Source organism: Brevibacillus sp. NRS-1366 (assembly GCF_050467985.1).
Genome location: NZ_JBITPN010000017.1, coordinates 167,250 through 180,498, shown reverse-complemented (window position 1 = coordinate 180,498; position 13,249 = coordinate 167,250). Strand labels below are relative to the sequence as shown.

Below are 13,249 nucleotides of genomic sequence, written 5' to 3'. Positions count from 1 at the left end.
AAAGGGATTCTCCTGCTCCCACATACATTTATGGCTGCAAAAGCTCACTGGGTGATTCATGTTCGCCCAATTTGGTGGCACACAATTGCAGATAAATCGGGATCTCTCGAAACTGGTTAGCATGCGGAAGAGTCCGCTGGAAATATTGCTCTGCCAAGCGCCAGTTCTCTTCCACCAACGCAAGTCTGCCCAGATGAAAAAAGCCAAGGGAACGGATGTACGGCTGTTCATCTGCGGTAAACTGTCTTGCGATACGCTTCGCTTCCTGGATGTCACCCATCTTTTCATAAGCGGATATCATTCCAGACTGGCCCAGACGATTTTCCCTGTTTTTCTCCAGCATGCTGCGAAAAGCAGCTACAGCTTGCTCCACTTTCCCGTCAAACAGAAGCATCCACCCGTAACTAAAAGTAAAATCGTCATTGCTCGGGGATAAACTGATCGCTTTTTTTAAAAGCGTCAAAGCCCGCTTCGTCCCCGCGATGAGCCATGTGTTCCAAGCCAGTCCGTGCCACGTCCAGCCTTCTTTTGGAGACCGCTCTGTCAAAAAGTGATAGCAAATTTGTGCACGGTGATAATTTCCAACGGATTCATACAGGGATGCCATTTCTTGCAGTGTCTCACTATCCAAATCACGTGAAGGAAGGCGCAACGATTCTGGTGCTACCAGTTCAATCGTGTCATCCATCGCTTGCAGCAGTTGTGCAGCTCGCAGCCACAGCATTTGGGCTTCCCAATCATGTTCATTTTTCTCTAGGTAAGCCTCAATTTCATCCAATGCTTCCCTGGCATCGCCATCTATGAGATAACAGAGCGCCAGGTTGTATTTTGCTTCGATTTGGTCGGATTTTATTTCCAATGACGCCCTAAAGGCTTGGGCAGCCTCAAGCCATTGTTCTTCTTCTGCCAGGATGCAGCCAATGGCGTTGTAGCTGATGGCTACCACTGCTGGAGAACTAGCTGATCGACTCAGCAGCCGAAACTCCCGCAATGCCGTCTCAGGTTCCTCGCAAAACAAAAGACTATACGCATAATACAAGCGACCGCTTTCCCAGTCAGGCGATTCGTTCACCAATGCAGCAAAGCATTTTTTGGCGTCCTGATACATCCGCAGGTGATAAAATCCTTCGCCTTTACGGAACATCGGTTCATACGTATTTCCATCACCATGTTTACTCTCGTCCTTGGTACTTGCTGACGCCTCTTTTTTGAAAGTCGCCTTAGCTGAGACAGTACCAGGAGAAGGTTTCGCCTGTGTTGTCTGTTCTTCTTTTTGCTCTTCAGGGAGCTGACCCTCCAACTGCTTAATATGACGAATCGTATTGGACAGCCGTTCTTCAAATTGTAACCAAAGATCTACAACCGTATCGCTTACTTGACGCAGATGAAACAGTTGATCAGCCATTTGCAGCCTTTCTTGTTCTGTGGCATCTGACCATTTTTCTTCAATGGATTCAGCTTTTCGGCGCAACGTTTGGAACCAGTCTTCTATTTTCACGCAAAAGCCACCCCCTATGAGGCGTGAGTACTCTCATTGTCTCACAAGGTAGGTGGCTCTATGCAAAAGTAGATTACAAAATCGTTGCGTGTACTTCTTCCGCAATCAACTGTATGATTTGATTTTTCTCGTCCATAATGGCAACTCGCGGCTTGTATGTTCGTGCTTCTTCATCTGACATCATCGCATAGGCAATAATGATGACAATATCGCCTTCTTGCACTAACCTGGCTGCTGCGCCGTTAAGACAAATCACACCGCTGCCAGGCGCTCCTTCGATTACGTATGTTTCAAGTCTGGCACCGTTGTTGTTGTTGACGATTTGAACTTTTTCATTTGGCAAAATATCCAAAGCATCTAACAGATTTTTATCAATCGTGATGCTGCCGACGTAGTTAAGATTGGCTTCAGTCACGGTAGCACGATGGATTTTTGCTTTCATCATTGTGCGCAGCACGAGTAATTCCTCCCCTTGTTTCTCGTAGTTGCATTCGATTTTTCAGCGGATTTCGGTAATCAGATTGTCGATCAACCGCGTTTTGCCGAATTTCACAGCAAGAGCAATAATAATAGCTTGTCCTGCCACTTCTTGTTCTACAGGTTCGAGATTCGGAAAGCGAAGAATCTCTACGTAGTCAATGGAAGCAAGCGGCATTTCCGTAATCTTTTGGATCAAGCGATCTTTGATCTCAACCAAGGCTATACCTTCATCGAGCCAGGTCTCTGCAAGCTTTAAACTTTGAGACAAAACGAGAGCCTGCGTACGCTCTTCCTGCGACAAGTAAACATTGCGTGAACTCATGGCAAGACCGTCAGCCTCACGAATAATCGGACAAGGCACAATTTGCACCGGCATAGACAAATCATGTACCATTTGGGTTATCACAGCGACTTGTTGCGCGTCTTTTTGACCGAAGAAAGCATAGTCTGGCTGAACAATTTGAAATAACTTTGTAACCACAGTAGCTACTCCGTCGAAATGTCCAGGACGGGAGGCACCGCACAAAGGAGCTGTGACATTTGCAACCGAAATGTTGGTCAAAATCGGTTTCGGATACATCTCACTTACTTCCGGTGTAAACAGCAGATCTACACCCGCTGAGGCTGCCATTTCACGGTCTCGCTCGATATTCCTTGGATAACGCTCGAAATCTTCATTCGGACCAAACTGCAAAGGATTCACGAAAATACTCATTACGATCAAATCACACTTCTCACGTGCGGCCTTGACCAGACTGAGATGACCTTCATGCAAAAATCCCATCGTGGGTACGATACCGATTCGCTTTCCTTGACGTCTTGCTTCATTTATGTGAGTGCGCATTTTGGCAATTGTGGCTATCTGCTGCATTGTTTGAATCATTTTTGACCCACCCCTTCCCCGTACAGGTGTTTAATGGTCTCATCCGACGCGTGAAAGACGTGCTCAGCAGCAGGGAAGCTCCTTGCTTCTACCTCCTTGACGTAGGAAGCGACTGCCTCGCGAATCGACTCCCCTGCTTCTGCATAGCGTTTAACAAACTTGGGGGTCAGTTGGGATGCATAACCGACTACATCGTGAAACACGAGAACTTGTCCGTCACACAAAGCTCCAGCTCCAATGCCAATCACGGGAATCTCTAATTTGGATGCAATCATCGCGGTCACTTCTTCTGGCACACACTCCAGTACAATGGCAAATGCGCCTGCTTCCTGGATGGCAAGTGCTTCTTCCAGCATTTGTTTCGCTGCTTCCAAGCTGCGTCCTTGTACTTTATAGCCACCTAACTGATGTACCGCTTGAGGGGTCAAGCCGATATGTCCGACTACAGGGATGCCAGCCTGAACACAACGTGTAATGATTGGGGCGAGTTCACGGCCACCCTCCATCTTAACGGCTTTGGCCAGACCTTCTTGCATCAGTCGTCCTGCATTTTTTACGGCTTCTGCAAGAGTCCCGTGATAGCTCAAAAACGGCATGTCCGCTACGACAAAGGCTCGCTTCGCCGCTCTTGTAACTGCTTTTGTATGGTGGATCATGTCTTCCATCGTGACCGGAAGTGTCGAGTCGTATCCTAGCACAACCATGCCAAGTGAATCTCCAACGAGAATCATGTCCACTCCTGCTTCCTCCACGAGTTTGGCGGATGGAAAATCATACGCAGTCATCATTGTAATCGGTGTGCCTGCTTCTTTTTTCTTACGAATGTCTGCGGTTGTCACTTGCTTACCTGCATTTGCCATTTTCATTTCTCCCCGTACGCACCTAGCCTGTGGATCGTATGGAAAAATAAAACCTTCTCGCCAGAATCGGGAGAAGGTTGTCCATGCCAAAGAGACATCTTGCGTCTTTACGGAATCCTTCTGTCTCGGTCCACACAGGCTCTGAGCAGATTTTTGTCCATACACTTATTCAATTAGCTATACACCATAAGTCCAAAAAATACTCCAGAAGTACCGTTCACAGTTGTGATACGGTCTCCATCAATTGGAGTATAGCAAAAGATTCACTCATTTGCACGATAATTGACATCAGCCGAGTACACTTTGTGAATGTTGCCCGAGCGGTCCTCTACCATGAGAACACCTTCCTCGTCCAAACCAACAGCTCGTCCTTCAAACGATTGTGAGATAGTCTGTACGCTCACCCATCGTCCTATCGAATAGGAGTGCTTCTCCCACTCTGCTTTTACCCGCTGGAAGCCATGCCGTAAAAAGTGGTCATACTCTTCTTCAAAGTTACGGCAGAACTGCTGGATGAACGCGACTCGCTTGACTACTACACCTGAACCGATCCGCAGAGAAGTCGCTACGTGAGACAGTTCCGCCGGGAAATCCGCCTCCACGGTGTTTGCATTTAATCCAATGCCGATAATCAAATAATTGACGCGGTCAGCCTCTGCGTTAAGCTCCGTCAAAATTCCACATACCTTTTTGTCTCCAATAAAGAGGTCATTGGGCCATTTGATTTTAACCGGGATGCCTGTCTCTGCCCGAATAGTTCTTGCCATCGTTACTGCTGTCAACAAGGTCATCTGAGGTGTTTTAGGCAGTGGTATCGCAGGACGAACGATCAGACTCATCCAGATCCCTGTTCCCTTGGGTGAGTGCCACGGCCTACCGAGCCTCCCCTTTCCACCTGTCTGCTGTTCGGCCAGGACAAGCGTACCTTCAGGTGCTCCTTTGGCAGCAGCCTCGTGAGCCAAAGGCTGTGTAGAGACGACCTCATCGTGAGCAAATACATGCTGTCCGATCCTCTCTGTTTCCAATCCAGCCATGATCTCCGCTGCAGATAGTCGATCAGGGGCCACCAGCAGACGATATCCTGACTTACGGACTGCCTCCACCTCGTAGCCATCACGGCGAAGCTCTTCTATGTGTTTCCACACGGCAGTTCTGGAACATCCGCATGTCTGGCTCAATTCTTCTCCGGAAATGAAGCGCCCCGGATGATCACGAAACGCTTGCAGTATCACCTGTTTAATGTTCATTATCTGCAACCTCTTTCTTTGCTACCTCGATCAAGGCTTCAGGCGTATTTGGCAATCCACGCAATGCCGTTTCAAACAGAAGCGCCTTTAAAACCTGAACGATCCACTCGCCAGGTTTTTTTTTCAGAACGATCTGCAGATCCAGTCCTGTTACAGCTAGTTCCTTGATGTTTTTCACAGGCATTCTCTCATACACTTTGACCAGTTCTTGTATAAGCTGATTAGTAGGTGAGTTCGACCAAGAGGCTTGCAACAAGAGAGCAAGTCCCTGACAGGTTTCCCAGCCCTCCTCCAGTAGAAGAGGCCCCCACTCAATAGTTTTGGGTGCATCCCAATCGAGATGAAGCTGCTGCAGAAGCCTTACAAAACCAATAATCGTTTCGGTATCACGTTTCGACATTCGCAGAAAGCTACACACTTCTTTAGCATCGACGGGCGTAAATCCAGCTGCGAACATCAGCAACGACCATTTTTGCGAAACGGTTAAAAGCTTGGTCAGCCTCCATGACTCCGTAAGCGATTGGCGAAACAATCGTTTCAATCCGGGTGAAAAATCAAGAAGGCCGGTCTCGTAAAGCAATTGACAACCGATTTGAACACCTTGGCTGTCAAGCGTCTTGTTCAGTTCTTCGCGTACACGTTCGACCGCAATATACGACAGCAAGGGAGCCGTCTCTTTCATCGCTGTCAATGTGTCTTTTTCAATAGAAAAGCCAAGCTGTGCCGCGAATCGTACACCGCGCAGCAAACGCAAGGCATCCTCCTGGAAACGTTCGCGTGCATTGCCTACGGCCCGAACAAGCTGTGCAGCCAAGTCCTCCTGACCACAAAAAGGGTCCTGTAGGCTTTTATTGCGATCCATTGCCATTGCATTCATCGTAAAGTCTCGCCGTTCCAAATCAAGGCGCAGTTCCGATACAAACTGGACTTCAACCGGCCTGCGGTAATCTTCGTATTTTCCTTCCGTCCGATACGTCGTTACCTCAAATAAATGTTTCCCCATTTTCACAGAAACCGTCCCATGCTTCAATCCGGTCGGTACATGGTCGGGAAATAGGAGGATAACGTCGCCAGGATGGGCATTCGTACATATATCTATATCGTGCACCGGTCTTTTCAGCAGCCAGTCGCGGACGCAGCCCCCAACAAAATAAGCTTCGAAGCCATTCTCCTCTAATGTTGCCAGCACACGATTCGCCAGTTCGATAACCATTCCTGCTCCCTCCCCTCCTCGCCGTCCGCTTATGAAAATAAGGAGGCGACACCGTTGAAATTTCTATATGGACTGTTCATTTTTGTATCCAAAGCTCTTCAGTTGGTAAAAGGGAACTTTCATCGTCCCTAATGTTTTAGCTTCTCGCGCCACTCAGGAGTTGTTCGTAGAGTGCCTCGTACTGTGAAGCAATCGTATCGTGGCAAAAAGTCGTGCAAGAACGCTCGATGCTGTTTTTGGAAAACGCTTGATACAACTCGTCATTTTGCAGGAGTCGAATGGCTTCCTTTGCCATCCCTTCTACGTCCCCAATTGGGCGCAAAAAACCGCAGACACCGTCCAAGACAACCTCAGGCAAACCACCGGCGACAGTCGCCACCACAGGTACACCGCATGCCATCGCTTCCAAAGCAACGAGGCCGAAGCTTTCCTTCTCAGACGGCAGCAGCATGATATCTGCCATGGAGAGCACTTCGGCCACGTCCTCCTGTTTACCAAGGAAACAGACTTCATCGGTCAAGCCCTGCTCGGCAATCATTTTTCGAACGACTCCCATTTCTGGTCCTTCTCCGATCAGAATCAATCTGGCAGGAACTTCTTCCCGGACCTTTGCAAAAATGTCGATGACATCAGGGACACGTTTTACAGGACGGAAATTGGAGATATGCATGAGAATTTTCTCGCCGTTTGGTGCAAATACTTTTTTTAGCTTGCTTACTTCTTTTGGAAAATAGCGGCGTTTGTCCACAAAGTTGTAGATAGGGACAATCTCTTTTTCTACATGAAGTAGCTCGTTTGTCTGGCGAATCAAATCTTTCGAAACGGCCGTAACAACATCACTTCGCTCAATTCCAAATCGAATCATGTCGCTTAAATTGGAATCGTAGCCCAAAACGGTAATGTCGGTTCCATGCAGTGTCGTTACAATCTTTAAATGATCCCCTACCATTTGCTTGGCCAAAAAGGCGCACAGGGCATGCGGTACTGCATAATGAACATGTAATAAATCCAGCTTTTCATTCTTTGCCACTTGTGCCATACGATTCGCCAAGGTCAAATCATAAGGAGGATATTTAAATACATCATAATTATTTACTTCTACTTCATGATAAAAAATGTTAGGGTGAAACGCACCCAACCGAAACGGCATCCCGCCTGTAATAAAATGTACCTGATGGCCCCGTTCCGCCAATAATTTACCCAATTCTGTCGCAACAACGCCGGACCCACCTAATGAGGGGTAGCACGTAATCCCGATGTTCATTCCTGGGTGTCACTCCTTCTTACAGGTTGGCCAATACATATGGGGAGGCACTCACAAAGCCTTCTGCAAAGGCTACGCCTGCTTGACTTCCAAACAAACGCTCGCGATACTCCACCATCTCTAAATACCCGTTGGTAAGCGGCGTATGCACGCTGCCTTCTTCCAGTTCAAACTGACTTCGGTAGCAGCGAAGCACATCCATTTTTTCCGGGTAAATGGCAGTAACATCCACTACTACTTGAGGAGTTACCGTTGAATTAATAAAATAGTAAAGCAATTGCTCGGGCCGGTAAGCAGCCATGGAAGACTCCGTCTCATATTTTCGGATCCCTGAGTTAAAGACAGCTTCCCGAACGATTCGGCTGACACTCTCATGATCAGGATGCCGATCTGAAAAGTAAGGCGCCAGCACTATACGCGGACGCATCTGACGAATCAGGTCAACAACACGATTGATCGCCACTTCTCTGATCGCTTCCAGCCCACGATCCGGCAATCCAAAATTGAAGCGTTCCACCACTCCGATGAGTTTGTCGGCAGCGGCCGCTTCCTGCTGACGCCTCTCTACATTTCCGTTGGAGGAGAGCTCTGCGTATGTCAAATCCAATATTGCCACACGCTCACCACGCTTCGCGGCCAGTAGGAGACTGCCAGCCGCACCGATTTCTACATCATCAGGGTGAGCACCAATTGCTAATATATCGAGTGAACTCATGCCTCATTCTCCTTATGTACTACATCACGCCATCCGAATTCGCCACGCTCAAGGGCCTTTAGCATAATTTCTGCCGAGCCAAGATTGGTAGCAACAGGGATCTTGTGAACATCGCAGAGGCGAATCAACGCAATGATATCAGGTTCGTGCGGCTGGGAAGTAAGCGGGTCGCGTAAAAAGATGATCAAATCCATCTCATTACGAGCAATCATCGCACCGATCTGCTGGTCCCCTCCGAGAGGACCAGACAAGAAGCGTGTAAGCTGCAGTGAAGTGGCGGTCATAATTCGTGTCCCAGTCGTACCAGTAGCAAACAGCTCATGTTCCGCCAAAATCGTTTCATAGGCCGTTGCCAGCTGGACAATCTCTTCCTTCATTCGATCGTGGGCTATTAAAGCAATTTTCACGCAAACCTCTCCCCTATTCTCCATTAGAGTTTGCTAAGTGCCGATTTTTGGAGCATCTTCATCTGCTTTCGTCTGCTTTCGTTAATCAAACGTTTAATCAATCAAATGTTCTAGACCGTAAATCAATCCGTTGATATTCATGACCGCTTTGATTGCCATGTTCACTCCAGGCATAAACGATTCCCGGTTGATCGAGTCATGACGAATAGACAATGTTTGACCTGTCGCACCAAAGAGCACTTCCTGGTGAGCAACCATTCCTGGAAGACGCACACTATGGATTCGGAACCCTGCGTAATCTGCACCTCGTGCACCCTGGATCGTTTCTACTTCTTCTGGATGGCCCTGCTTGATTTCCTCACGGACAGCAGCGATCATCTCGGCTGTTTTTAATGCTGTTCCACTTGGTGCATCCAGCTTGCGATCATGGTGCAGCTCGATGATTTCCACATGAGGCATGTACTTGGCAGTCATCGCAGAAAATTTCATACAGAGAATCGCACCTATTGCAAAGTTCGGTGCGATAATGCCTCCCAAGCCCGCTTCTTTGTAACGAATTGTCATTTCTTGAAGTTGTTCCGGTGTCAGTCCTGTTGTTCCAACCACAGGTCTTACGCCATGCTTCAAGCAAAGCTCCATGTGACGATACACACTGTGCGGCGTGGTAAAATCAACGAGCACATCAGGCTTCATCTCTTCTAGCTGAGCGATGATCGCAGTATCATCGACACGCGTATCCAAATTTCCAGTAAAAAGAAGCTGTGCATCTGCGCCCAGCATTTTTACAACCTCTTGGCCCATTCGGCCATGCGCACCGGCAACCGCTACACGAATTTGCTTATCCATTATGATTGATTCTCCTCTATTCTCGTCCAGCGATCTTTATCGCGAGTGTTAAATTTGTGCATAATACGATCAAACGCTTCTTGCAATTCTATCCCGAGGGAATTGGCAAAACAAATGACGATGAAAAGCACGTCTCCGAGCTCTTCCTCGACTGTTTTTTCACCCTCGTCCTTTTTCTTTGGTTTTTCACCGTAAAAATGGTTGATCTCTCTAGCCAGCTCTCCTACTTCTTCCGTCATTCTGGCCAACATTGACAGCGGTGAAAAATAACCTTCCTTGAATTGCGATATGTACTGGTCTACTTCTTGCTGCATTTCCTGGATGGTTTTTTGCCGTTCCATCGGGTCACTCCTTTTCCTTCTCTTACTTTTCTCTATCACCTATCGTACCCGAAAAGGCTGCGTTTGCCAAATTTCAAAGCTTCGCTTTCCAACATATGGACAATGTAAGAAACGTTCATTTATAATGGCTTTCGTATGACTTTATTTCTACCTAACTGCTTTACCTGCATCTCAGGTCGATCGGCTATGTATGTATTCCGGTTGGCGAACAGGAGGACATTATGAATCTACGTATGAAAAGCATCATCGCCATCATTATCGGTTCAGCCATTATGGGATTTGGCATCAATGCGTTCAACATTCCCAACCATCTCGCCGAGGGTGGAATCACAGGTATTAGTATTTTGCTCAAACTGCTGTTTCCCGTTGTGGATCAGGGTATTGTCTTTTTCGCTCTGAACATACCGTTATTTTTTCTAGGCTGGAAAATTCTTGGCCGCACCTCCTTTTTTTATACCATGTTAGGCACGGTTTCGCTCTCTATCTTTTTGTCGGTCTTTGACGGTGTTCTCCTTCTCCCTATGCAAGACCGCTTGCTCGCTTCTTTATATGCAGGTGTGGCTGTCGGTGTAGGATTGGGAATCATCTTTCGCTATGGCGGTACCACTGGCGGCGTCGATATCATCGCTCGCCTGCTGCAAAAGTATATGGGTGTAAGCATGGGAAGAACGTTGTTTTTAGGAGATATTCTGGTCATTGGCGCTTCCTTGATCTACCTCAATTTGGAAAGTGCGATGTATACCCTGGTTGTCGTCTTTATCGCAGCCCGCGTCATCGATTTCTTCCAGGACGGTGCGTATGCCGGAAAAGCATTAACCATCATTTCCAATCACGCTGAGGACATCTCCAGTCAAATTCTTGATCTCGGTCGGGGCGTCACCCTATTGGCAGGAAAGGGCGCCTATTCGGGGGAAGAAAAGAAAGTAATTTACGTGGTCGTCAGTCGAAACGAAGTAATGCGCTTTAAAAATATCGTCCAAGAAATAGACCCCCATGCCTTCGTCATCGTGAACGACGTCCATGAGGTCCTCGGAGAAGGCTTCACCTTTGACGAAAACAAGAAGCCTCTTCACGATTAGTTTCGAAACCAAATAAAAACCTTGCCGTTTTAACGAATGGCAAGGTTTTTTCGTTTTCATTGTTTTTTAAGCAGAGCGAATCTCTCCATCGTATTTTCTCCAAGCCACATACGACAAGGCAATAAGCAAGGAGATAGCAATGGACAGAATCATGAGCATCGGCGAATCCGGACGCATCATCAGCCGGGCAAATGTACTCTTCTCTTCCCCCACAAAAGCCAATTGCATAGAGCCATTCAGATCGCGCAATGCTTCTCGCACGAGTTGCCAATCCATTTTGGTATTTCTCATCTCTTTGTAAATCACATCATAAGCAGTCGCAATCGAAGTCATTTGCTCTTCGGGAAGCTGAATGCTCATGGCTGGCTTAATCGCTAAAAACAAACGATAGTTTTCATCAAACTGTTCACGGAACTGAAAGAAATTTCTTTCAACAGCCGATTGCTGCAAATTTTGCACTTGTGTCGCCAGGGAAGGATAATAGCTACGCCACATCGGCTGGTTCATGTGCGTGAGAGCATCGATGGCCACACGAACTTGCGTTGCATGCCAGAGCAATTGTTGTTCACTCACATTTGTCGAAGCAAAGCTTTTTTTAGCCGCTAAAATGGACTGTGTGACCGCATTGAGACTTTCAATCCGAATCGGAACAGGCAAATGCTGATTAGGGAATCTCTCTGCAAGTTCAACAATTCGCTGCTGCGCCCCCTCCAGGTCACCTTTTTTCGCGTACGTTAATAGCTCGTGTGCAATTTGATCCAGTGCGGCTAATTGCTTTTTCTCTATTGGTTGATCCAGCTTGGAATAAAGATTGTGAATCGGCCACGATAAAAACAAACCAATCAACAGGAAAAACAGCAAAAATCGGATGTTTTTCTTCAACGCAAAAAACCTCCTTCCCTTTTACATCGTATGGAAAGGAGGACAAGATTAGACCTTGTTTATCGTATGCTTCATGTTAACGAGCCAAATGACGGAGATGGAAATCAAGCTGAGCAGCACCGTAAACAGACCTACAAATCCTTCGTATGGATCAAGCACGCTTGGCAACCATGGATGGCTTTTCATGACATAATCCAAAAAGTCATTATTCAGAGTCCACAGCGCAGCGATTCCTACTGGCAGGATACTCAGTTTGTAAAAGCGTGCATACAGGACTGATTCTGCTGCCATGCCTGTATGAGAGATGATCAACATCACGTCCGTCCAACGTACTTCATTACCCATCATCCAGCCAGCCAAAATAATACAGACTGCCCAGACACCATACTTAAAATTGGTGATGCCAGCCAGGGCTTCCAGTACAGGAATGTGGCGACCCAACAAATAGGTGAGGAGTACCAACGTAAAAAGTCCGCTACCTGTCGGGCTGTCCGGGACGAAAGGACGCAAGAACGCTGGAGATTGTGCCAGTTGGTCGCCATACCAGATAAATCCGTATATAGTTCCCAGCAGGTTTACAACAAACAGCGTCCAAAGAAACCATCTTTTCCCCAATGATTGCCTAAACCACTCCCATATCCAGATCATGTATATCGTCTCCCGCTGTGTACGCCGCTAAAGAAAAAGCTGACCACTCGTCAGCTTTTTCTCTACTAGCTTATTTCAAGCTCGCCATGTATTCAGCCAGCTTTGCGATTTCTGCATCATCTTTGATCATACCGCCAGGCATAGCAGGGGGCTTACCATTCTTGATGATATCAGCAATCTGCGTTGCATCGTATTTTTCACCGATTTTTTGGAGGTTAGGACCCATCCCGCCCTCCATGTCTTTTCCGTGGCAACCCATGCAGCTTGTCTGAGCTTTCCATAGAGCATCTGCTGTAAAGCTGGAATCCGCAGGTGCAGGTGCAGCCGCACTGGACCCTCCACCACCAGCACTTCCGCCTTTGTTGGCAGAATGATTAAGTGAATGCTCATGGTCTGCTGCCCAAGTCAGATAGAAAACGCCTACAAGAGCAGTCAACATCAATCCAGTTGCTACCGGGCGCTTGCTAGGACGACGGTCTTTGCTAGTATCCAACCAAGGAGCCAGCATCAAGGCGCCGAATGCAATACCAGGGATGATGATTGTACCAAGGACTACCCAATCTCCAGCAGCCCAAGGATATTTCAGCATTTGATACAGGAACAGGAAGTACCAGTCTGGCAACGGAACGAATGACGTATCATTCGGGTTTGCTTTGTCAGTCAAAGGTGACGGATGAGAAACCGTCAAAATGAGGAACCCGACCAAGCAAACAGCTGCCACCATCCACTCTTTCAACAGGAAGTTAGGCCAGAACGGCTCATTTTTCCCTGGGTAGTCAGAGTAGGCTGGAGAAATGTTAGGGATACGCTTCGCCGATACTCGGGAATCTCCGACGAAGGTAGCATCTTTATCTTGTTTTGCCATGCTAATTCCTCCTTATTTATC

At 47.4% G+C, this 13,249-nt stretch carries 15 protein-coding genes; 1 reads left to right on the top strand and 14 read right to left on the bottom strand.

The annotated features are described in order from the left end of the window. Nucleotides 1–28: 28 nt before the first annotated feature. The 11 genes from ACIFQN_RS09985 to ACIFQN_RS09935 form a co-directional block, all read right to left on the bottom strand. A complete protein-coding gene (locus ACIFQN_RS09985; protein WP_429832872.1) occupies nt 29–1,498 on the bottom strand; it encodes a tetratricopeptide repeat protein in 1,470 nt (489 codons plus the stop codon). Between the two features lie 73 nt (nt 1,499–1,571). After that, on the bottom strand, nt 1,572–1,955 hold the full coding sequence (panD, locus tag ACIFQN_RS09980) for an aspartate 1-decarboxylase (protein WP_429832871.1): 384 nt from the start codon (nt 1,953–1,955) through the stop codon (nt 1,572–1,574). 42 nt (nt 1,956–1,997) lie between these two features. Then, nucleotides 1,998–2,861: a pantoate--beta-alanine ligase gene (gene panC / locus ACIFQN_RS09975; protein WP_429832870.1), complete on the bottom strand. Its 864-nt coding sequence runs from the start codon at nt 2,859–2,861 to the stop codon at nt 1,998–2,000. Further along, nucleotides 2,858–3,721: a 3-methyl-2-oxobutanoate hydroxymethyltransferase gene (panB, locus tag ACIFQN_RS09970; protein WP_429832869.1), complete on the bottom strand. Its 864-nt coding sequence runs from the start codon at nt 3,719–3,721 to the stop codon at nt 2,858–2,860. Before panB ends, panC begins: the two co-directional genes overlap by 4 nt. A gap of 263 nt (nt 3,722–3,984) precedes the next feature. After that, nucleotides 3,985–4,968 carry a biotin--[acetyl-CoA-carboxylase] ligase gene (locus ACIFQN_RS09965; RefSeq protein WP_429832868.1) on the bottom strand — a complete coding sequence of 328 codons (984 nt, stop codon included), beginning with the start codon at nt 4,966–4,968 and terminating at the stop codon, nt 3,985–3,987. Beyond that, complete coding sequence (locus tag ACIFQN_RS09960) at nt 4,958–6,181, bottom strand: CCA tRNA nucleotidyltransferase (protein ID WP_429832867.1); 1,224 nt, start codon at nt 6,179–6,181, stop codon at nt 4,958–4,960. The genes ACIFQN_RS09965 and ACIFQN_RS09960 overlap by 11 nt, the downstream gene beginning before the upstream one ends. 136 nt (nt 6,182–6,317) lie before the next feature. Continuing rightward, nucleotides 6,318–7,445, bottom strand: a complete 1,128-nt coding sequence (gene bshA / locus ACIFQN_RS09955) for an N-acetyl-alpha-D-glucosaminyl L-malate synthase BshA (RefSeq protein ID WP_429832866.1) — start codon at nt 7,443–7,445, stop codon at nt 6,318–6,320. 19 nt (nt 7,446–7,464) lie between these two features. Further along, nucleotides 7,465–8,160, bottom strand: coding sequence for a bacillithiol biosynthesis deacetylase BshB1 (gene bshB1, locus ACIFQN_RS09950; protein WP_429832865.1), 696 nt, complete (start codon nt 8,158–8,160; stop codon nt 7,465–7,467). Further along, nucleotides 8,157–8,567, bottom strand: a complete 411-nt coding sequence (locus tag ACIFQN_RS09945; protein ID WP_429832864.1) for a methylglyoxal synthase — start codon at nt 8,565–8,567, stop codon at nt 8,157–8,159. The genes bshB1 and ACIFQN_RS09945 overlap by 4 nt, the downstream gene beginning before the upstream one ends. Before the next feature lie 93 nt (nt 8,568–8,660). After that, entirely contained in the window at nt 8,661–9,413 is a 753-nt protein-coding gene (gene dapB / locus ACIFQN_RS09940; RefSeq protein WP_429832863.1) for a 4-hydroxy-tetrahydrodipicolinate reductase, read from the bottom strand. Continuing rightward, nucleotides 9,413–9,754 carry a nucleotide pyrophosphohydrolase gene (locus ACIFQN_RS09935; RefSeq protein WP_429832862.1) on the bottom strand — a complete coding sequence of 114 codons (342 nt, stop codon included), beginning with the start codon at nt 9,752–9,754 and terminating at the stop codon, nt 9,413–9,415. The genes dapB and ACIFQN_RS09935 overlap by 1 nt, the downstream gene beginning before the upstream one ends. A 221-nt stretch (nt 9,755–9,975) precedes the next feature. Here ACIFQN_RS09935 and ACIFQN_RS09930 point away from each other — a divergent pair, with 221 nt between their 5' ends. Continuing rightward, nucleotides 9,976–10,833, top strand: coding sequence for a YitT family protein (locus tag ACIFQN_RS09930; RefSeq protein WP_429832861.1), 858 nt, complete (start codon nt 9,976–9,978; stop codon nt 10,831–10,833). Nucleotides 10,834–10,899: 66 nt separating this feature from the next. Here ACIFQN_RS09930 and ACIFQN_RS09925 read toward each other — a convergent pair whose 3' ends face one another. From ACIFQN_RS09925 to ACIFQN_RS09915, 3 genes are all read right to left on the bottom strand, one after another. Further along, entirely contained in the window at nt 10,900–11,715 is an 816-nt protein-coding gene (locus ACIFQN_RS09925) for a sporulation protein YpjB (protein ID WP_429832860.1), read from the bottom strand. Between the two features lie 48 nt (nt 11,716–11,763). Next, nucleotides 11,764–12,363 carry a DUF1405 domain-containing protein gene (locus tag ACIFQN_RS09920; protein WP_429832859.1) on the bottom strand — a complete coding sequence of 200 codons (600 nt, stop codon included), beginning with the start codon at nt 12,361–12,363 and terminating at the stop codon, nt 11,764–11,766. Between the two features lie 70 nt (nt 12,364–12,433). Further along, complete coding sequence (locus ACIFQN_RS09915; RefSeq protein WP_429832858.1) at nt 12,434–13,228, bottom strand: c-type cytochrome; 795 nt, start codon at nt 13,226–13,228, stop codon at nt 12,434–12,436. Nucleotides 13,229–13,249: the final 21 nt, after the last annotated feature.

Coding starts and splice junctions, on each gene's coding strand:
- ACIFQN_RS09965 (WP_429832868.1), bottom strand. CDS start 4,968: ATGAACATTAAACAGGTGATACTGCAAGCGTTTCGTGATCATCCGGGG.
- ACIFQN_RS09960 (WP_429832867.1), bottom strand. CDS start 6,181: ATGGTTATCGAACTGGCGAATCGTGTGCTGGCAACATTAGAGGAGAAT.
- ACIFQN_RS09930 (WP_429832861.1), top strand. CDS start 9,976: ATGAATCTACGTATGAAAAGCATCATCGCCATCATTATCGGTTCAGCC.
- panB (WP_429832869.1), bottom strand. CDS start 3,721: ATGGCAAATGCAGGTAAGCAAGTGACAACCGCAGACATTCGTAAGAAA.
- panC (WP_429832870.1), bottom strand. CDS start 2,861: ATGATTCAAACAATGCAGCAGATAGCCACAATTGCCAAAATGCGCACT.
- dapB (WP_429832863.1), bottom strand. CDS start 9,413: ATGGATAAGCAAATTCGTGTAGCGGTTGCCGGTGCGCATGGCCGAATG.
- bshB1 (WP_429832865.1), bottom strand. CDS start 8,160: ATGAGTTCACTCGATATATTAGCAATTGGTGCTCACCCTGATGATGTA.
- ACIFQN_RS09935 (WP_429832862.1), bottom strand. CDS start 9,754: ATGGAACGGCAAAAAACCATCCAGGAAATGCAGCAAGAAGTAGACCAG.
- bshA (WP_429832866.1), bottom strand. CDS start 7,445: ATGAACATCGGGATTACGTGCTACCCCTCATTAGGTGGGTCCGGCGTT.
- ACIFQN_RS09915 (WP_429832858.1), bottom strand. CDS start 13,228: ATGGCAAAACAAGATAAAGATGCTACCTTCGTCGGAGATTCCCGAGTA.
- ACIFQN_RS09920 (WP_429832859.1), bottom strand. CDS start 12,363: ATGATCTGGATATGGGAGTGGTTTAGGCAATCATTGGGGAAAAGATGG.